This is a genomic window from Shewanella sp. FeAMO (assembly GCF_053653955.1).
In genome coordinates, this window is record NZ_CM132201.1 from 683,761 (window position 1) to 701,714 (window position 17,954).

The following is a 17,954-nucleotide window of genomic DNA, read 5'->3' on the forward strand; positions in this document are numbered from 1 at the left end:
TGCCAATAACTATAAAACTTAAAGGCAAGGATATGATGAACCTGAATAACAGAGTCGGTATCGCGGCCGGCGGAGGCTTGCTCCTGCTGGGAGCGGCGTTGCTGAGTGCGGCGGCCAATGCATCTCAGTCGATGATCATTACTGTGACCAAAGGCTTTGGTGTTTCTCTCTATGCCACAGATGTTGGCGATGCCAAGCAGATGGCAGTAGGAGATGAAGGTACCCTGTTTGTCGGTTCTCACAAGAGTGGCACGATTCACGCTTTGGTCGATAGTAACAATGATGGCCGGGTTGATAAGCGTTATCTGATAGCCAAGGGCCTGGATTACCCGGAGGCCTTGGCTTTTCACAAGGGCGATCTCTATGTTGCTCTGGAAGACAGGGTTGTGGTATTCCGTGATATCGAACCCAGGCTCAGGCGCCCTCCGCGGGCACGGGAAGTCTATGATCAACTTCCGGGCAATGGTAAGAAAAGCGCCAGAGCCATGCGCTTTGGCCCGGACGACAGGCTCTATATCGCCATCAGCGCCCCCTGCAATGTGTGTGAGCCCAGCGCCCCTTTTGGCAGCATCATTGCCGTGGATGTGAACTCGGGCAGTAGTCAGCAGATAGCGCTCGGAATACGCAATGTCATAGGTTTTGACTGGTCGCCACTGGATAACCGCCTCTGGTTTGCCGATATGAGCCGCGACTGGATGGGGGATAATCTGCCACCAGATGAAATCAACCGGGTCGATGTTGCCGGGGCGCATTATGGTTTTCCATATGTGCATGGCAAAGCGGTGCAGGAGCCTGCCTATGAAGAGCCCAAGAGCCTGAATATTACCAAGCCAGTCTATGAATTGCCGGCGCATGTGTCTCCTATGGGGATGCTGTTTTATCGGGGAAGCCAGTTTCCCGCCGAATATCACAACCAGATTTTATTGGCTGAGAACGGCTCCTGGAACCGTTCCAGTAAGGTGGGCTACCAGATAGTGGTGTTGGAAACCGATGGCCGTCAGGTGAGCAATCGCCGCACCCTGGTGAGTTTTCTCGATGGTGAGTTTCCGGTGGCCAGACCCCATTCACTGGCGATGGCCCCGGATGGCGCCGTCTATATTTCGGATGATCTGAAGGGAAACATCTACCGCCTGTACTACAAAGACACTGATGCAGAAGATGCTGAATCTGAGTCGGACTATGCGCCGACACCTGAACAGGAAAATGAATAATGAGTGATGCGATAGCCTTGAGCCTGGATGGCGTGGAGCAGATGCCGCTCAGGCGCTTCACCGAAGAGGCATATCTCAACTATTCCATGTATGTGATCATGGACCGGGCCTTGCCCCATATCGGCGATGGTCTCAAGCCAGTGCAACGGCGAATCGTCTACGCCATGAGCGAGCTTGGATTATCGGCGGCGGCCAAATACAAGAAGTCGGCCCGTACCGTGGGTGACGTACTGGGTAAGTATCACCCGCACGGTGACAGCGCCTGTTACGAAGCCATGGTACTGATGGCGCAGCCCTTTACCTATCGCTATCCCCTGGTGGATGGTCAGGGTAACTGGGGGGCTCCGGACGATCCCAAGTCGTTTGCGGCCATGCGTTATACCGAAGCCAGGCTATCCAAGTTTTCCGAGGTGCTGCTCAGCGAGCTAGGTCAGGGAACAGTGGACTGGGGCGTCAACTTCGATGGCACTCTGAAAGAGCCCTTGGTCCTGCCTGCCAGACTGCCGCATATTCTGCTCAACGGTATTACCGGTATCGCAGTGGGTATGGCCACGGATATTCCACCCCATAACGCCCGAGAGTTGGCCAATGCCTGTATCGAGCTGCTGGATAATCCCAAGGCTGACCTGCCGCGGCTAATGGAATTCGTGCCCGGGCCCGATTATCCGACAGCTGCCGAGATCATTACCCCAAGCGCCGAAATCGCCAAGGTCTATGAATCGGGCCGCGGCTCAATCAAGGCCCGTGCGGTTTACACTGTGGAAAACGGTGAAGTGGTGATAACGGCTTTGCCGCACCAGGCCAGCTCCAGCAAGATCCTTGAGCAGTTGGCGGCGCAGATGCAGGCCAAGAAGCTGCCCATGGTGACAGACTTACGCGATGAGTCGGACCATGAAAGTCCGGTTCGCTTGGTGATAGTGCCGAGATCCAACCGGGTCGATATCGAACAGTTGATGGCGCACCTGTTTGCCACTACAGATCTGGAGAAGAGCTACAGGGTCAACCTCAATGTGCTTGGCCTCGATGGTCGGCCTCAGGTCAAGGGGCTCAAGCAACTTTTGAGTGAGTGGCTGGAGTTTCGAATTCATACTGTGCGCCGCCGTCTGGAATTCCGTCTGGATAAAGTTCTGGCCAGGTTGCATATTCTTGAAGCCTTGATGATTGCCTTCCTCAATATTGATGAAGTGATAGAGATCATCCGCTTCCACGATGAACCCAAGGCCGAGTTGATGCGCCGCTTCGGGCTGACAGACAAGCAAGCCGAAGCAATTTTGGACCTCAAGCTGCGCCATCTGGCCAAGCTGGAAGAGATGAAGATCCGTGGTGAGCAGGATGAGCTTGAAGCCGAGCGGGAAAAGTTGCAGCAACTGCTCAGTTCGGAACGCCGCCTGAAGACCTTGATCAAGAAAGAACTGCAGGCAGATGCGGAAACCTATGGTGATGACCGCCGCTCGCCACTGGTGGTGAGAAGCGAATCCAGAGCACTGTCTGAGCAGGAGTTGGTGCCCACCGAGCCCGTGACTGTGGTGTTGTCTGAAAAGGGCTGGGTACGCTGTGCCAAGGGCCATGATATAGACGCCGCCGGGTTGTCCTACAAGGCTGGTGACAGTTTCCTCTGCGCCGCAGCCGGCCGCAGCAACCAGCAATCTGTGTTTATTGACAGCGCCGGGCGCGCCTTCGCCACGGATACCCATACTCTGCCTTCGGCCCGTAGCCAAGGGGAACCTATTACCACCAGATTCAATCTGGCCCCAGGGGAGAGCATGGAGCATGTATTGCTCGGGGATGATGATAACTGCTTCCTACTGGCGAGTGATGCCGGTTACGGCTTTATCTGCGCCTTTAAGGACATGGTGTCGCGCAACAAGGCGGGTAAGGCTTTGCTGACACTGCCGGCCAATGCCAAGGCTTTAACGCCGCGTAAACTGGACAAGTCCAGACCCAGTTCGATTCTGGCCATTACCAATGAAGGGCGGATGCTGATGTTCTCCATGGAGGCGCTGCCGCAGTTGGCCAAGGGTAAGGGCAACAAGATCATCGGCATCCCATCGGAGCGGGCGAAAAACCGCGAAGAGTTGGTGACCCATCTATATCTGGTGCCGGAGGGTGCCAATGTCACCCTCTGGGCTGGCAAGCGTAAGCTGACATTGAAGAGCAGCGATCTGGAACATTACCGTGGGGAGCGTGGCCGTCGTGGCGCCAAGCTGCCAAGAGGGTTGCAAAGGGTCGACAGTGTCGAGGTCAGTTTGGAGGAGCCGGCGCTGTAGCCCGGCCCAAAAACCACAAAAGCCGCATCATGATGCGGCTTTTGCTTTTTACCCAATATATCAGGCGACTTCGTAATAGTTGGGCTCGAGATCCAGCTGATTCTGGATGATTTGCGTCGCCATCCGTACACACTTACCGCATTGATCACCCACCCCGAGGCGTTTTTTCACCTCGCTGAGGCTAATATCTCCCTGGCTGACAGCCTGCTTTATCTGGGTATCCGTAATCGCATGACACAGACAAACGTACATTTATCGGGCTCCGGTTGCTGCTGGTAAGTGGAAGGCAATTTTCAGTCCGTAATTCTAAATGAAAACCGTTATCAATACTAATAACACTTGGGTATATTTTAGGGCTGATCACCCTTTAGTTGGTTATTAGGTCTTTAGTCAGCCATAGCACCGCGCCCGGAGGAATGGGCGCGCTAGAGTAAGGATTAGTAGCCTCTGTCGAAGTACACCAGGTTCTCCAGTGATTCGGCATTGAGGTAGTGGTGATAGTTGCGAGCGAAGATATCGACCACCTGAGACGGGAAGCTGGGCGCCGAAATATGGGGAGTGATTACCGCATTGGGGCAATCCCAGATGGGGTGCAGCGGCGACAGCGGCTCCTGGGCAAACACATCCAGCACGGCTTTGAGCCGGTTTCTGCGGCCGAGTTCGACCACCAGGGCATCGAGATCTAGGGCGTCGCCGCGGCCTATGTTGAACAGTATCGCGCTGTCTTTGAGTTGTGCCAGTCTCTCTTTGCTCAGCAAGCCTCGGCTCTCCTGAGTGCTCGGCAGAGTGTTGACGACCACATCGGCCTGGGGCAAAAGCTCATTGAGCTGGGCCGGGCTGATGATGCAATCAAAGCCCGCGACGGCCCTTTGGCTGCGGTTCATACCCCAGACTTGCATCTTGAAGTGCTTGGCACTGGCGGCCAGGTGCTCGCCGATGGAACCCGTGCCCAGGATCAGCATCTTCATCCCCTGTAGGGTGGCCAGGGAACCTGGGTGCCAGTATTTCTCCTGCTGTTGGTGATGATACAGCGCATGTTGGCGAACTTCGGCGAGCAGATAACCGAACACATATTCACTCATCAAGGGGCCGAAGATACCTTTCACATTGGTCAGCAGGTAGTCTTTCCTGGTTTTAGTGCCAAGCAGTTTATCGACACCGGCGAAGGTTGATTGCAACCAACTGAGATTCTTGCCGTGACTCAGCAGCGGTTGGGCCAGAGCCGGCTCGGCCAGCCAGATATCGGCACTGGCGATATTGGCCGGGTCATCGCCCAGGATAGTAAGGCCAGGAAGTGATTTTTCTGACAACAACTGTCGATATTCAGCATTTTCCCGGGTGAGTAACAGCAGCTTGTATGCCATAGTATCTGTCCTTGTTGTTTTCGTTATTTTTATGGATTTTATATTTTAATGGATTCAGTTACGCAACTGCTGACCCAGCTGGGCAGTCAGCTCTATCCCTGGCTCAATGAGATAGCCACCGCCATGGTTGCCTGCGTCATTTTGGTGTTCGGTGCCGACTTCAACCGTTTTCTGCGCCGTAAGCTCGGGGCTCGCAATTTTGTGCTGCGCACGCTGATCTTTATTCTGGTCAACGCCTTTGGTTACGGCATGCTGATAGTGGCGCTCAGTCCCTGGCTCGCCAGGCAGCTGGCGCACCTACCGGCGCTGTGGACTTTACTCTTGGTCAGCGCCACCTTTATCTTTGTCGGCAGCTGGGCCCAGCGTAATAACCAGAGTTGAACACGCTAATCAGAGAGCATTCAAACGACTAATCACTCAAACCAGTGGCGGTAGTCGGTTTGTGACTCCTGAGTCAATGCGGCGGCGGCTCTGTCTGGATAGTTGGCAAAAATACCATCTACCCCCAGCGCCGCCAGTGCCCTGATATCATCGGCATTATCTACGGTATAGACATACACTTTGGCGCCACGCTGATGAGCATCGGCAACCAGTTCACGGCTGATAAAGCTGATATCCAGATGCAGTGACCAGGCTTTGAGTTCACTGACCACTGCGGCTTGGTCGAGAGCTATCCCTTCGAGCAGTGGCGCCACGGGTACGTCGGGCAACTGCTGTTTTACCTGTTTGAGCCAGAGATGATTGAATGAAGACACCAGCAGCTGCTCTGGCTGGTAGCCGAGTTGCAGTAGCTGAGGGTATTGCTGGATAAAAGGCTCGACGCAACCCACTCCCTTGAGCTCTATGTTGACCGTCATGCGCCCCTTGATAAGCTCAAGTACCTGGCGCAGGGTCGGGATAGGTTCTCCCTCGACCCTCAGCTGCCGTAGATAGCTGCTGCTTTGCTGCGCGAGCAGCCCTTTGCCGTCGCTCTTGGGGCTCAGGCGGCGGTCATGGAAGACCCAGAGCTCACCATCGGCATGATGTACATCCAGCTCAACTGCCTCACAACCAAGCTCTAGTGCCAGCGCCATAGCCTTAAGGGTGTTTTCCGGCGCATAACCACTGGCGCCACGGTGCGCGAAAATCAACATCTGCGATTAACCTCTGATAATACCGCTGGTGTCTTTGTTGTGCGTGTTGCTGATATGCACTTCCAACTGAGGATAAGCTAGCTCCAGCTGGTTCTCCTTGAGCTTCTTGCTGATCCGCTTGTGCAGATCGTGGCGCAGCGGCCAGCGGGAAGACATATCTTTGGCGTAAGCCCTGACTTCATAGTCCTGAGTGTGTTTGCCGAAACCGGCAAACCAGACTTCCGGCTCAGGGGTTTCCAGCGCGTTCTCACACTCTTTCACTGCCTGATAGAGCGCGGCCTCCACCCGGGCAGGATCTGAATCCCTGGCGACCGAAACATAGATGATCACCCGGGTAATGGGATCTGACAGCGACCAGTTAATTAACTGCTCTGTGATAAAGGCCTTGTTGGGGATGATAATCTCTTTCCTGTCCCAATCTATGATGGTGGTTGCGCGAATTTTGATCTTGGAAACCGTGCCTGTTAGCTCGCGAATAGTGACGGTATCGCCGATACGCACCGGCTTTTCAAACAGTATGATAAGGCCCGAGATAAAGTTGGCGAAGATCTCCTGCAGACCAAAACCCAGACCCAGAGTCAAGGCCGCAATCAACCATTGCAGCTTGGACCACTCCATCCCCAGGGTGGCAAAGCCGATGACGATACCGATAAAGACCACTAGGTAACGGGTCACAGTGGTGATGGCAAAGCCGGTTCCCGGGGTGAGATCCAGCTTTTGCAGCACAGTCAGCTCCAACAGGCCGGGCAGGTTGGTGGCTATCATCATGGAAAAGCCGACCACAATGGCGCCAAATACCAGCGACTTCATGGTGATGGGCAGAGGTTGCTCGACTCCGCCTACCCCGGTAGTCGTTGTTGTCCAAAGAGTAATGCCGTCGAGGAAGCTGAATAGGGCGGTATGGGTTTGGGTCCACAGGCCGACCAAACAGGCGAGAAACGCCAGCAGCAGCAGGGATCTCACCAAACCCAGTGATTGGCTGGACATGGTTTCCAAATCGACTACCGGCTCTTCATAGGTGTCCTGATGATCGTTGGTGCCCGATGAGGTATCGCCTTTTTCCCGCTGCGCCAGACGTTCGGCTCGGCGGGCCTTGGCGCGATCGAAGGCGATGCGGCGCCTTTCAATCAACATCCAACGTTTCAGCAACTGGTACAGCAACAGGAAGCCGAGTCCCAGCAGTAAAGAAAGCTGCAGCTGCAGCAGCATCTGGAAGGCGGTGAAATAGTAGCCCCTGAATGCCAACACGGCGCTCAGTGGCGGCACCAGCAACAGCAGCAGCCACAGCAGCTTTTGCAGCAGGCGCTTGTTCTTGTCGTCCAGATGGCTTTCACGGTAGCGACGGGACAGAGTCAGTACGTCCCGATAGAGCATAAACAGCATGATACAGAACAGAATAAAGGCACCGCGGCCTATGCTGTTGCGCACCAGAGAGGAGTCGAGAATTTCGGTAAAGCCCATGACGCCCACCAGAGGCATGGCCATGATGACAAAGCGGCGAAAACGCTGTTGGCCTTGACGGATCACCTCTTGCGGCCGTTTGAAATGGCCTATGAGCAGGCCCTTGTCCAGCGCCAGCAGATAGATGAAGCGATAGAGCTGGTACAGGCTGCCTATGGCCAGTACACCCATGCCTATGGCCTGAATGGGATTACTGTCTGACTGCAGCATAATCAAGCCAGCAGCCACTATGGGAAAGGGTTTGAATAGACTGTAACCGGCGCTGATCACTAATGTCTGGATGGTGTAGATGAACTTATCCTGGGTCACCTTGCCGACCGGCGCCTCACATTCGCGCATCATGGTCTTGAATCTGGGGGTGAGGATATCCTGGGCCACCAGACACAACACCACTAGGATGATCCACCAGGACCAGTAAGGACTCAGTTCGGTCAGTCCCTGCTTTATCTCAGGCAGACTTGTTTGTTGCCAGAGCCAGAGACTGGAGCGCTGCAGATCCGTCAGCCACAGCTTGCTGATGCTGTAGGCATTGGGTACCCAGAACAGGTGTTCATTGAGGGTGGACTTGAGCCTCTGGTAGCTGTCAGTGAGCAGCTCATACTTGCTCTTGAGCTTGGCCAGTTCACTGAGATAAGTGTCGTAGCCTTTCAATAGTTGATTCAGCAAAGCCTGTTGCGACTCAAGCAGCCGCAGCTGAGATTCATTGCTGTAGGCCTGGGTCGTTAGCAGTTGCTCATTGGCGGCAAACTGCTGCTCAATCTGATAGCGATTGAGTCTGGCATCGGCTATCTGGGTCTGCAGGTGTTCTTGGTTGGGGGGCTTTGGCAGTGACTGCAGGATCTGCAAAAAACGCTCACCGAAAACCGGGTTCATCTTGACCCAGCTTATCTGCTCCTTGATGTTGTCCAGTTGCTTGCTGTGGGACTGATCCAGCTTCTCCGCTTGTTCCTGCAGGGCTATGGTCTGCGCGGTCTGCTCAGTCAGTAGCTGCAATTGCTGGCCATATCTCTGGTTGGCCAGACTCAGCTCTGTGGTCAGGCGATCGCGGCCATCAGCCTCGGCATTGAGGGTTTCGGCCAGTGTGGCATTGACCTGCTGCTGCCTGGCATCGGTAATGGCGCGGTTAAGCTGTTCGATAAGCAGCTCTTGTTGCTGCAACTGCTTGCGTACCAGTTGCAGTTGTAACTGATGCAGTTCGCGCTTTTGTTGGCTGACTGCCAGTTCGCTTTCCAGCGTGGTGAGTTGTTGTTCCAGCAATAACAACTGTGCCTGTTGCAGCTCTTTGGCGGCATTGTCAGTGGCCACTGCCTGGGCCTTTTGCTGTTGCAGCAGTGCCTGTCTGATTTTGACTATTTCGGCAGGTAACTCGCTGTGGCGCTTGAGCATGGCGCTGTTGGCCTGGCTTAGGCTGGTTTCACTCTCTTTCAGTTCGGAAAGACGCAGGTAGGCCATGGAGGCCTGCTGATCCAGATCCTGATGGAGTTCGGGCTTAAGTGGCGCGGCGGCTTCCTGCAGCTGATCATAAAGATGCTGGCGCCGGCTTTCGAAATTGAGTTGCAGTTCCTGATAACTGCGGTTGGTGTTGGCAAGTTGCTGAATGCTCTTTTCCAGCTGCGCCAGTTGTTGCTCCTGCGACAGGGTTTCAGTGTTTTGTTGGTTGAGACCCAGACGTTTATCCAACCCCAGTGGTGAGTTGGCCTGGGCGGAGGCGATAAATAGACAAAACAGCAGAAGGCAGGCTCGAACCATAGTTAAATTCAAAGAGTTAATCGACAGCTCATATTAGCTAAGTTAAGCGGGTTTTGATATGTCAGCCAAGGTTCTTTTTCGGGGCTTGTGATTTGTGACTCTGTGATGTTTCAAACAAGGCGGTAGCTACCACTAAAGTGCCACCGATAGCGGTTGCCAGAGTCAGCGATTCATCCAGCAGCAACCAGGCGAGCATGGCGCCATAGAAGGGTTGTAAACAGGCAACCAAACCGACAGTCTTGGCGCTCAGGTATCTGAGTGCCGAAGTAAACAAGGCATGGGGCGCCGCGGTAAAGACGACTCCCAAAAGCAGCAGCAATCCCCAGGTTTGGTTGCTGATGTCAGCGGTATCAAGACTGTGCCATGGAGCCAACACCAGCACTGCCACCGCGGTTTGATAAAACATCGCCTGCTGGCCGCTGTAGGCGGTGAAGTAGCGTTTGTGCAACAGGTTACGGGCGGTGAACAAGATGGCGGAAACAACGCCAACCAGGATCCCAAGGGTAACATCATTGCCCAATGACGGCTCGGGGATCAGCAGAATCACCCCCAGCAGCACCGCCAAACCGCTGACAATGTCTCTAAGGTGCAAGCGACTGCCGGTAAACCAGGGTTCGACCAGCACTGTCATCACGGGATAGGTGAAAAAGGCTATCATGCCGATGGCGACAGAGGAGAGTTGCATCGCCGCAAAGTAGGTCACCCAATGGAGGCTGACAATCACTCCAAGTAACAGGGCAATAAGGTAATCTTTGCCGCGCAGCAAGCGCAGGCGTTGACGGCTGAGTTTAACCAGCAGCGCCAGAACGATGGCGGCGATAACGCAGCGCAGCAGAGTGATATCGAGGGCGCTCAAGGGAATAAGTCGGGAGAACAGGGCGGTTCCCCCGAACAGGAGTACCGCCAGATGCAGTTCTGCCAGGCCTGTACGAGCTTGCCCCTTGGCAGACAAGTTCAGTCCTCTATTTTGGCAAAAGGTGCACCCATACGGGTCACGGCGCCGGGCTCAACACCATCGGCAAATTCATCCAGGGCGTCTTTGGCAAACAGCATGACCACGGTACTGCCCAATTTGAAGCGGCCCATCTCGGCACCTTTCTCCAATGTGATCGCATCCGGCCCTGTGGTGGGGTATTCCCAGGTAAAGACGCGTTTGCCTGTTGGCGGAGTGACAGTGCCGGCCCAAACGGTTTCTATACTGGCCACTATGGTGGCGCCGACCAATACCATGGCCAGGGGGCCAATCTCGGTTTCGAATATGGCTACCACTCGCTCGTTACGGGCAAACAGCCCGGGTACATTGCGGGCGGTTAACGGATTGACCGAGAAGAGTTCGCCGGGCACATAAGTCATTTTCGACAGCGTGCCTTTGATGGGCATATGGATTCTGTGATAGTCCTTGGGCGCCAAATAAATGGTAGCAAAGTCACCTTCTTCGAAGCGTTCGGCGTCTTTGGCCTGATTGCCCAGCAGGGTCAGAGCCGAATAGTGGTGACCTTTGGCTTGAAAAATGCGGCCGTCTTCAATGGGACCACACTGACTCACGGCGCCATCGACCGGGTGCACTATATATTCTGCGTCCTGATGCAGAGGGCGAACGCCGTCCTTCAGGGCGCGGGTGAAAAAAGCGTTGAAGCTTTTGTAGGCTTCAGGCTCACTCTGAGCCGCTTCTGACATATCTATCTTGTACTGTTTGATAAACCAGCGAATAGCCCAGGTGGTCAGCTTGCCGGCTTCGGCCGCGGCCAGTTTCCCGACCAGACGGGACAACAGGTGTTTTGGCAGCATGTACTGCAGTGCAATCTTCACTTTATCCAATTTTTGCTTCCTTCAAATGGGCTTTGCCAGCTTAAATGTCGTCCATGCCGGCGCGGAAGTGGCGGGCGTGACGCTGTTCATCCAGACTGGTGATAATTCTGTGATAATTGTTGAATCTGTCTTCGGCAATTTTGCCTTCCTCTACCGCTTTACGCAATGCGCAGCCGGGATCGTCCAGATGTTTGCAATCGCGGAATTTACAGCCGCCGAGAAAATCCCTGAACTCCACGAAGCACCAGCCGACACGGTCGGCAGGTAAGTGCCAGAGGGCAAATTCGCGAACTCCGGGAGAGTCAATCAGATCGCCGCCGCTGGGAAGGTGAACCAGTTTGGCCGTGGTGGTAGTGTGTTGACCCAGGCCTGAGTTTTCCGAGACTTCCCCGGTTTGTAACTGCGCCTGTGGCAGCAGGGCATTGACAATAGACGATTTACCTACCCCGGATTGCCCGGCAAATACACTGGTTTTGCCTTGCAACAGGGTTTTCAGTTGCTCTATCCCTTCAGCGGTTTTACTGCTGACTTTATAGACCGGGTAGCCGATAGCTCGGTAACGGGCCAGGGCGGTTTCCACTTCAACAGCCTGAGTCTCGTCCAGCAAGTCGACCTTGTTGAGAATGATCACCGGCGGAATTTCTGTGTCTTCAGCCGCCACCAGATAGCGGTCAATAATCTGGGTAGTAAAGCTCGGCAGCACAGATGACACTATAAAAATTTGATCTATATTGGCGGCAATGACTTTAACGCCATCATAGAGATCGGGCCGGGTCAGTGACGAGCTACGCGGGTGGACGGCTTCAACCACACCGGCGACAGTAGTTTGTGGATCGGTCGCCAGACGTACCACTACTTTATCGCCGGTAACCAGGCTGCCTATGGTGCGGCGAAGATTACAACGAACCAGTTGGCCATCATGGGTTTCAATATCGGCATGCTGACCGAAACGGGAAATAACCGTGGCCTCCAGCTCGGGGCCGAGTGAGCTATCCTGTATTTCAGGAGCGGCCTCTGTAGCGTTCTTTCCACGTTGCAGACGCTTCTGATGATTGGCTTTCATACGGCGCAGTTGGCCATGACTCAATGGTTTCTTTTTACTCACAGGCTGTTCTTCGCGGTATAAGGTGATTTTGTGTCTTGGCAAAAAGCAGTATGATACACGGTCTTAAACAAAAAAGCCTGAATTTAGGCGAACAGGAGCGATAGGCTGAGCTATGGTTGCGGATGCAAATAACCTGATTTGGATAGATCTCGAGATGTCCGGGCTGGAGCCTGAAACCGATAGAGTACTGGAAATAGCCACCTTGGTTACAGACAAGGAGCTGAACATTATCGGTGAAGGGCCTGTGATAGCGATTCACCAGAGCGATGAAGTGTTGGCTGCCATGGATGATTGGAATCAACAGCATCATGGCGCTTCCGGGCTAATTGAACGGGTGAAAGCTTCGAAACACACAGAGGCTGACGCCATAGCCGAGACCATAGCTTTTTTGAGCCAGTACGTGCCTAAAGGCGTGTCCCCCATGTGTGGCAACAGTGTTGGTCAGGACAGACGCTTTCTGAACAAGTATATGCGTGAGCTGGAAGATTACTTCCATTACCGCAATATCGATGTCAGTACGGTCAAGGAACTGACCAAGCGTTGGCAGCCGGAAATCATGAAGGATTTCAAAAAGCAAAATACTCACCAGGCTTTGATGGATATTCAGGAGTCGATCGCCGAACTGAAATTCTATCGTGAACGGGTATTTAAAATTTGAGCGATCGGTAGATAAATCTGTTTCAGGGGGTTGCAGCAGATGGAAATTTCCATATAATGCGGCCTCACCTTTCCGCTGGTGGTAACTAGTGTGAATTGGTAAAGTGGTAAGAGTTTACAGTTTGATGCGACATTAGCTCAGTTGGTAGAGCGGTACCTTGCCAAGGTACAGGTCATCGGTTCGAACCCGATATGTCGCTCCAAATTCCAGACACCCACTGTCTTTAAATGTGGACTTAAGTGATGCGACATTAGCTCAGTTGATAAAACAGAGGTCGGTACCTTTGTTGATTATCAGCTCGGATGATGCAGCAAACAAGCGATGCGACATTAGCTCAGTTGGTAGAGCGGTACCTTGCCAAGGTACAGGTCATCGGTTCGAACCCGATATGTCGCTCCAAATTCCAGACGCTCACGGTCTTTAAATGTGGACTTAAATGATGCGACATTAGCTCAGTTGGTAGAGCGGTACCTTGCCAAGGTACAGGTCATCGGTTCGAACCCGATATGTCGCTCCAAATTCCAGACTCCCACTGTCTTTAAAGGTGGATGCATTATTGCAATGCGACATTAGTTCGGTTGATAAAACAGAAGGTCGGTATCTTTGTTGAGCATCAGCTCGGATGATGAAGCAAATAAGCGATGCGACATTAGCTCAGTTGATAAAATAGAAGGTCGGTACCTTTGTTGATTATCAGCTCGGATGATGAAGCAAATAAGCAATGCGACATTAGCTCAGTTGGTAGAGCGGTACCTTGCCAAGGTACAGGTCATCGGTTCGAACCCGATATGTCGCTCCAATCTTTATTTCCCCTTCAAAATTCTTAAAAAGTGCTTTTCGTGATCTGCCGCAGGTTTCTTGCGTTTTGTCTAATGTAGCGACATTTGTAAGCACTGATTTATGACCTTGTTCAAATATTCCCATTTTTTTTACTTCCATAATGTCTCCATACCGAATTGAATTGTGCCGTTGACGGCAGAAGAATGGAGATAGGCAGATGCGTATTCAACAGTTACGTGAACTCCTTGAATTTGTAGCGAAATGTCGTCTTGATATGGCTCAGCTCTATCACAGATTACACACTCAGGCCGACTCATCCAGGGTCAAACTAATGCTGGAATATTTTGAACAGCATCAGAAACATATTGCTGAAACTCTCGAAGACTATATCGATGATGCGCCAAACAAGATCCTCGATACCTGGTACAAAGACATTGTTTTTGATGACTTTGGCAAGCGCTGCCGCGATACCATGCTGGCGGCCAATATGACAGAGGATGATGTGCTGAATCTGCATCTGGATCTGGAAAACCGCTTGATTGCCTTACTGGAAAAAACTGCCGGTTCGTCGGCTTCGGCCGAGGTAAAAGGGGCTTTGGAGGATTTGGTGCGGGTCGAGAAGATCCAGCAGCAACGACTGGTGCACAGTACCATACGTATGGACGATATTTAACGTCTCCCAGACTTGGCGGATCTGCTTGGGTCTGCCGTTAGTTCTGCCCGGCCCAGACCGGGCTTTTTCATTTTTATCAACTTGTTCTGATTCAAGTCATAAATACTCACTAACTTTGCTGCTAGTGTGTTATCAATCATCACAGTCTTTATGCTGATTTTTTATCGGTAGTGTCAGCGCCCGAAAGATGCCAACGGCGACCAATAAGGCGCAGAGAGCCAGGAGCCAGAACCAGGGAAATGCCCCGTTAAAGGGTAATCCCAGCAGTAATACGCAGAGTATTAAAATAAGCAGTGTCAGCAGCATCATCCCTGTGCTTCCTTCCGGCATCCTTTGCCACAGCATAAGTTTAGTGAACGAGTGGATTTTTTCGAGTTAACAAGTCATCAGTATCTGTCAGTCAGGATATAGGAGAATCGATATGGCCCAGGATTTGTCAGATATGCCCCGTCAGCTGTATAGCGCCAAGGCCGTGCGCCAGGCCGAATTGGACTGGGTGGCTGCCGGACAGGGCAGCCTCTATGAGTTGGTCGAGCGGGCAGGGAGAGCTGCCTTTGAGTTATTGGCGGCCAAGCTGACTCAAGGCAGCCGGGTACTGGTCATTGCCGGGCAGGGAAACAACGGCGCCGATGCTTTGGTTTGTTTGCGCTGGTTATTGAACTCGGGTTTCAACGCCAGCCTGTTTATCTTTCCCGCCAGTCAGCACAGCACCGAGTGGCAGCAAGCCTGGGATAAGTTGCAGCAATCCGCGCCGAAGGTGGCTCAGGTATCAGAGATAACCGCAGCCGAATATGATTGGATAGTGGACGGCCTGTTGGGAACCGGCCTCAAGGGCGATGTCCGGCCGGAAGCCGCCGTCATGATAGCCCGGATAAATGCCGCGCGGGCCAAGGTGCTGAGTCTGGATTTGCCTTCCGGCATAGATGCCGATACCGGCGCAGCTCTAGGGGCGGCAGTCGAAGCCGAGCAGACACTCTGCTTTGCGGCCCTTAAGCAAGGGCTACTGACCGGCAGGGCCAGGCACTGCTGCGGCGAACTGCATTTTGTTGACTTGGGGCTGAGTGACTTCCTGCCACCATCGGATGTGGTCAGAGTCGGCGCTGAGTATCTCAAGGGGCTTTTCGATTCCCGTCCCAGGGACAGCCACAAGGGCAAATCGGGTAAGGTCACTGTTATAGGCGGCGATTATGGCATGGGGGGGGCAGTCAGACTGGCGGGCGAAGCCTGTCTCCGGGCCGGCGCCGGTTTGGTCACTGTGGTGAGCCGGCCGGAGCATCAGCTCACGGTCAATGCCAACAGGCCGGAACTGATGTTCTGGGGCTGTGAATTGGTGGATATGGAAGTTTATCTGCGCCTTGGCTGGGCACAGGTACTGGTGTTGGGGCCAGGGCTTGGCCGCGCCGACTGGGGATACAATCTGTTCAAGGCGGTCAGTCTGAGCGATAAGCCCTGCGTGCTGGATGCCGATGCGCTCAATCTCTTGAGCCAGGAAAAACGCTCCCAGGACAACAGGGTTCTGACCCCTCATCCGGGGGAAGCCGCCAGGTTGCTGGCAACGGATATTGCTGATGTCGAAGCCGACAGGTTTGCAGCGGTTAGAAAGCTGCAGGCTCAATATGGTGGTGTGGTACTGCTCAAGGGCGCAGGTACTCTCATTTATGATGGTAAACAGCTGTTTGTTGCCCCTGTGGGGAATCCCGGGCTCGCCAGCGGTGGGTGCGGCGATGTGTTATCTGGTATAATCGGCGCGCTGATGGCTCAGGGGCTGGACAACACCCGCGCGACTGTGGCAGGCGTGATAGTTCACGGCGGCGCTGCCGACCTTGCTGCCCGTGACGGGGAGAGAGGCATGCTCGCCAGCGATCTTATGCCCTGGATCCGCCATCTGGTAAACACTGACTTGTAAGCTTAATGGGCCAATGTAAGGCGTGGATCCACACTTAAATGACTATCGAACACAGCTTGACTCTGCAATTGGCAGATGAGACTCAAACTGTCGCCTTCGGGCGGCAATTGGCGGCCTTGATCAGTGCGCCGCTGACCATTTATCTGACCGGAGAACTTGGTGCCGGCAAAACAACTTTCAGCCGTGGCTTAATTCAAGCCTTGGGTCATCAAGGTGCGGTTAAGAGTCCGACCTATACACTCGTGGAACCTTATGAGCTTGAAGGAATCGAAGTATATCATTTCGACCTTTATCGACTCAGCGACCCTGAAGAACTGGAGTTTATGGGGATCCGGGATTACTTCAACGAGCGCAGCCTTTGCATTATTGAATGGCCGGAACAGGGAATGGGGTGCTTGCCCGCTGCCGATATACATCTGCATATCAAATATGCTAATACTGGTCGCGAAGTCTCTCTGCAAGCCGGTTCCGACAAGGGTAAGGTGCTATTAAGAAAAATAACAAACAATGGTAAAGACTAATAACATCTTATTTAAACTGACTTTTTTTGTTATCTGTTGGGTAATGGCGGCGCCAACTTGGGCAGCCAATAAACTCGACGGTGTGCGTATTTGGGCGGCGCCCGAGTCTACCCGGGTGGTATTTGACTTAAGCCAGGCGCCTGATTACAGCTATTTCACACTGAGCAACCCTGACAGACTTGTGGTGGATCTGAAAAAGAGCACCAATGGCGTCAAACTGGAAAAAGTTGAAAACAACAGCCCCTTGGTCAAAAGGGTGCGTTTGAGCCAGCCGCCGGAGAAAGGCACCTTGCGGGTGGTCATAGATCTCAAGCGGGCCGCTAAGGCTAATCTGTTCTCCCTGCCGCCAACTGCACCATACGGCAACCGTTTGGTGGTGGATCTCGATGACAAGAGCACTTCGGCCAAAGCCAGGGTAACCCCGACAGCCACTGAAGCGGTGCGGGATGTGATTATTGCCATCGATGCCGGTCATGGCGGTGATGACCCAGGCTCTATCGGGCCTTCCGGTTTGTACGAGAAAAAGGTATCACTGGCGATTGCCAAGCGAGTCGAGCAGAAAATCAACGCGACTCCCGGACTTAAAGCCGTGATGATTCGCACCGGTGACTACTTTGTTAACCTGAACCGTCGCTCGGAACTGGCGCGACAGAGTAAGGCCGATCTGCTGATCTCAATCCACGCCGATGCCTTTACTTCACCTCAGCCCAGAGGCGCCTCTGTATGGGTGCTCTCCATGCGCAGAGCCAATACCGAGATCGGCCGCTGGCTGGAGCAGAAAGAGAAACATTCAGAGCTGCTCGGCGGTGCCGGTGAGATTATTCAAAATACCGACAATGAGCAGTATCTGGCGATGACCTTGCTGGATATGTCGATGGATAGATCCATGGCGATGAGTCACACAGTGGCCAGCGACATACTTTCTGGTTTGGGTAAGGTGACCAAACTGCACAAGCACAAGCCCGAGTCGGCGAGCCTGGCGGTACTCAAGTCGCCGGATATCCCGTCCATTCTGGTGGAGACTGGTTTTATCTCCAACCCTCAGGAAGAGAAGTTGCTCAGTAATGCCAACCATCAGGACAAGCTGGCCAAGGCGATTCATAAAGGCGTGCTCAAGTATTTTGAAGCCAATCCGCCGGCCGGTACCATGCTGGCCAAACAGGGCGTGATTAAACACAAGGTTGTCAGAGGTGAATCTCTGTCGGTAATCGCCAATCGTTATGAGGTGTCGGTGGCCGATATCAAGAAAGCCAATAACCTGAAATCGGATGTAGTGCGTATAGGTCAGCAACTGGTTATCCCCAGAGCCTGAGGAAG

16 protein-coding genes and 4 tRNA genes are annotated in these 17,954 nt (G+C 53.4%); 12 read left to right on the forward strand and 8 right to left on the reverse strand.

Annotated elements, in window-relative coordinates:
- Positions 1 to 35 precede the first annotated feature (35 nt).
- Together ACWAU4_RS03160 and parC are read left to right on the forward strand one after the other, a co-directional pair.
- On the forward strand, positions 36 to 1,211 hold the full coding sequence (locus ACWAU4_RS03160; protein ID WP_101059292.1) for a PQQ-dependent sugar dehydrogenase: 1,176 nt from the start codon (positions 36 to 38) through the stop codon (positions 1,209 to 1,211).
- Positions 1,211 to 3,478, forward strand: coding sequence for a DNA topoisomerase IV subunit A (parC, locus tag ACWAU4_RS03165; RefSeq protein ID WP_044733649.1), 2,268 nt, complete (start codon positions 1,211 to 1,213; stop codon positions 3,476 to 3,478). Before ACWAU4_RS03160 ends, parC begins: the two co-directional genes overlap by 1 nt.
- A gap of 60 nt (positions 3,479 to 3,538) precedes the next feature.
- Here the strand turns inward: parC and ACWAU4_RS03170 are convergent, their stop codons facing one another.
- Positions 3,539 to 3,730, reverse strand: coding sequence for a bacterioferritin-associated ferredoxin (locus ACWAU4_RS03170; protein WP_044733650.1), 192 nt, complete (start codon positions 3,728 to 3,730; stop codon positions 3,539 to 3,541).
- A 185-nt stretch (positions 3,731 to 3,915) separates the two neighbouring features.
- Complete coding sequence (locus ACWAU4_RS03175) at positions 3,916 to 4,842, reverse strand: D-2-hydroxyacid dehydrogenase (protein ID WP_208125479.1); 927 nt, start codon at positions 4,840 to 4,842, stop codon at positions 3,916 to 3,918.
- A 48-nt stretch (positions 4,843 to 4,890) separates the two neighbouring features.
- On the opposite strand from ACWAU4_RS03175, the gene ACWAU4_RS03180 reads away from it, so the two are divergent.
- On the forward strand, positions 4,891 to 5,223 hold the full coding sequence (locus ACWAU4_RS03180; protein ID WP_025009366.1) for a DUF3392 domain-containing protein: 333 nt from the start codon (positions 4,891 to 4,893) through the stop codon (positions 5,221 to 5,223).
- A 32-nt stretch (positions 5,224 to 5,255) separates the two neighbouring features.
- Here ACWAU4_RS03180 and ACWAU4_RS03185 read toward each other — a convergent pair whose 3' ends face one another.
- The 5 genes from ACWAU4_RS03185 to rsgA all read right to left on the reverse strand — a co-directional run bounded on the left by ACWAU4_RS03185 (position 5,256) and on the right by rsgA (position 12,099).
- A complete protein-coding gene (locus ACWAU4_RS03185) occupies positions 5,256 to 5,975 on the reverse strand; it encodes a glycerophosphodiester phosphodiesterase (protein WP_208125480.1) in 720 nt (239 codons plus the stop codon).
- Between the two features lie 6 nt (positions 5,976 to 5,981).
- Positions 5,982 to 9,185: a mechanosensitive ion channel domain-containing protein gene (locus ACWAU4_RS03190; protein WP_208125481.1), complete on the reverse strand. Its 3,204-nt coding sequence runs from the start codon at positions 9,183 to 9,185 to the stop codon at positions 5,982 to 5,984.
- Between the two features lie 61 nt (positions 9,186 to 9,246).
- Positions 9,247 to 10,137: a DMT family transporter gene (locus tag ACWAU4_RS03195; RefSeq protein WP_420908003.1), complete on the reverse strand. Its 891-nt coding sequence runs from the start codon at positions 10,135 to 10,137 to the stop codon at positions 9,247 to 9,249.
- Positions 10,138 to 10,139: 2 nt separating this feature from the next.
- A complete protein-coding gene (asd, locus tag ACWAU4_RS03200; RefSeq protein ID WP_208125482.1) occupies positions 10,140 to 11,003 on the reverse strand; it encodes an archaetidylserine decarboxylase in 864 nt (287 codons plus the stop codon).
- A 31-nt stretch (positions 11,004 to 11,034) separates the two neighbouring features.
- The gene (rsgA, locus tag ACWAU4_RS03205) at positions 11,035 to 12,099 is read right to left on the reverse strand and encodes a small ribosomal subunit biogenesis GTPase RsgA (RefSeq protein ID WP_025009370.1); all 1,065 of its coding nucleotides are present in this window, start codon (positions 12,097 to 12,099) and stop codon (positions 11,035 to 11,037) included.
- A 112-nt stretch (positions 12,100 to 12,211) separates the two neighbouring features.
- On the opposite strand from rsgA, the gene orn reads away from it, so the two are divergent.
- The 6 genes from orn to ACWAU4_RS03235 all read left to right on the forward strand — a co-directional run bounded on the left by orn (position 12,212) and on the right by ACWAU4_RS03235 (position 14,210).
- A complete protein-coding gene (gene orn / locus ACWAU4_RS03210; protein ID WP_025009371.1) occupies positions 12,212 to 12,757 on the forward strand; it encodes an oligoribonuclease in 546 nt (181 codons plus the stop codon).
- A gap of 126 nt (positions 12,758 to 12,883) precedes the next feature.
- Positions 12,884 to 12,959 (forward strand) — tRNA-Gly (locus tag ACWAU4_RS03215).
- 121 nt (positions 12,960 to 13,080) lie between these two features.
- A tRNA-Gly gene (locus tag ACWAU4_RS03220) sits at positions 13,081 to 13,156 on the forward strand.
- Between the two features lie 42 nt (positions 13,157 to 13,198).
- Positions 13,199 to 13,274, forward strand: a tRNA-Gly gene (locus ACWAU4_RS03225).
- Between the two features lie 206 nt (positions 13,275 to 13,480).
- Positions 13,481 to 13,556 (forward strand) — tRNA-Gly (locus ACWAU4_RS03230).
- Positions 13,557 to 13,754: 198 nt separating this feature from the next.
- Complete coding sequence (locus ACWAU4_RS03235) at positions 13,755 to 14,210, forward strand: ferritin family protein (protein WP_208125483.1); 456 nt, start codon at positions 13,755 to 13,757, stop codon at positions 14,208 to 14,210.
- Between the two features lie 132 nt (positions 14,211 to 14,342).
- Here the strand turns inward: ACWAU4_RS03235 and ACWAU4_RS03240 are convergent, their stop codons facing one another.
- On the reverse strand, positions 14,343 to 14,519 hold the full coding sequence (locus ACWAU4_RS03240; RefSeq protein WP_156029077.1) for a hypothetical protein: 177 nt from the start codon (positions 14,517 to 14,519) through the stop codon (positions 14,343 to 14,345).
- Between the two features lie 112 nt (positions 14,520 to 14,631).
- Here ACWAU4_RS03240 and ACWAU4_RS03245 point away from each other — a divergent pair, with 112 nt between their 5' ends.
- From ACWAU4_RS03245 to ACWAU4_RS03255, 3 genes are read left to right on the forward strand one after another with little or no spacing between them, the layout of a single operon-like run.
- On the forward strand, positions 14,632 to 16,116 hold the full coding sequence (locus ACWAU4_RS03245; protein WP_208125484.1) for an NAD(P)H-hydrate dehydratase: 1,485 nt from the start codon (positions 14,632 to 14,634) through the stop codon (positions 16,114 to 16,116).
- A gap of 38 nt (positions 16,117 to 16,154) precedes the next feature.
- Positions 16,155 to 16,637 carry a tRNA (adenosine(37)-N6)-threonylcarbamoyltransferase complex ATPase subunit type 1 TsaE gene (tsaE, locus tag ACWAU4_RS03250; protein ID WP_028779694.1) on the forward strand — a complete coding sequence of 161 codons (483 nt, stop codon included), beginning with the start codon at positions 16,155 to 16,157 and terminating at the stop codon, positions 16,635 to 16,637.
- Positions 16,624 to 17,949, forward strand: coding sequence for an N-acetylmuramoyl-L-alanine amidase (locus ACWAU4_RS03255; protein WP_028779695.1), 1,326 nt, complete (start codon positions 16,624 to 16,626; stop codon positions 17,947 to 17,949). Before tsaE ends, ACWAU4_RS03255 begins: the two co-directional genes overlap by 14 nt.
- Positions 17,950 to 17,954: the final 5 nt, after the last annotated feature.

Coding starts and splice junctions, on each gene's coding strand:
- ACWAU4_RS03160 (WP_101059292.1), top strand. CDS start 36: ATGAACCTGAATAACAGAGTCGGTATCGCGGCCGGCGGAGGCTTGCTC.
- ACWAU4_RS03180 (WP_025009366.1), top strand. CDS start 4,891: ATGGATTCAGTTACGCAACTGCTGACCCAGCTGGGCAGTCAGCTCTAT.
- ACWAU4_RS03255 (WP_028779695.1), top strand. CDS start 16,624: ATGGTAAAGACTAATAACATCTTATTTAAACTGACTTTTTTTGTTATC.
- orn (WP_025009371.1), top strand. CDS start 12,212: ATGGTTGCGGATGCAAATAACCTGATTTGGATAGATCTCGAGATGTCC.
- ACWAU4_RS03190 (WP_208125481.1), bottom strand. CDS start 9,185: ATGGTTCGAGCCTGCCTTCTGCTGTTTTGTCTATTTATCGCCTCCGCC.
- ACWAU4_RS03175 (WP_208125479.1), bottom strand. CDS start 4,842: ATGGCATACAAGCTGCTGTTACTCACCCGGGAAAATGCTGAATATCGA.
- parC (WP_044733649.1), top strand. CDS start 1,211: ATGAGTGATGCGATAGCCTTGAGCCTGGATGGCGTGGAGCAGATGCCG.
- tsaE (WP_028779694.1), top strand. CDS start 16,155: ATGACTATCGAACACAGCTTGACTCTGCAATTGGCAGATGAGACTCAA.
- ACWAU4_RS03245 (WP_208125484.1), top strand. CDS start 14,632: ATGGCCCAGGATTTGTCAGATATGCCCCGTCAGCTGTATAGCGCCAAG.
- ACWAU4_RS03240 (WP_156029077.1), bottom strand. CDS start 14,519: ATGATGCTGCTGACACTGCTTATTTTAATACTCTGCGTATTACTGCTG.
- ACWAU4_RS03185 (WP_208125480.1), bottom strand. CDS start 5,975: ATGTTGATTTTCGCGCACCGTGGCGCCAGTGGTTATGCGCCGGAAAAC.
- ACWAU4_RS03235 (WP_208125483.1), top strand. CDS start 13,755: ATGCGTATTCAACAGTTACGTGAACTCCTTGAATTTGTAGCGAAATGT.
- ACWAU4_RS03170 (WP_044733650.1), bottom strand. CDS start 3,730: ATGTACGTTTGTCTGTGTCATGCGATTACGGATACCCAGATAAAGCAG.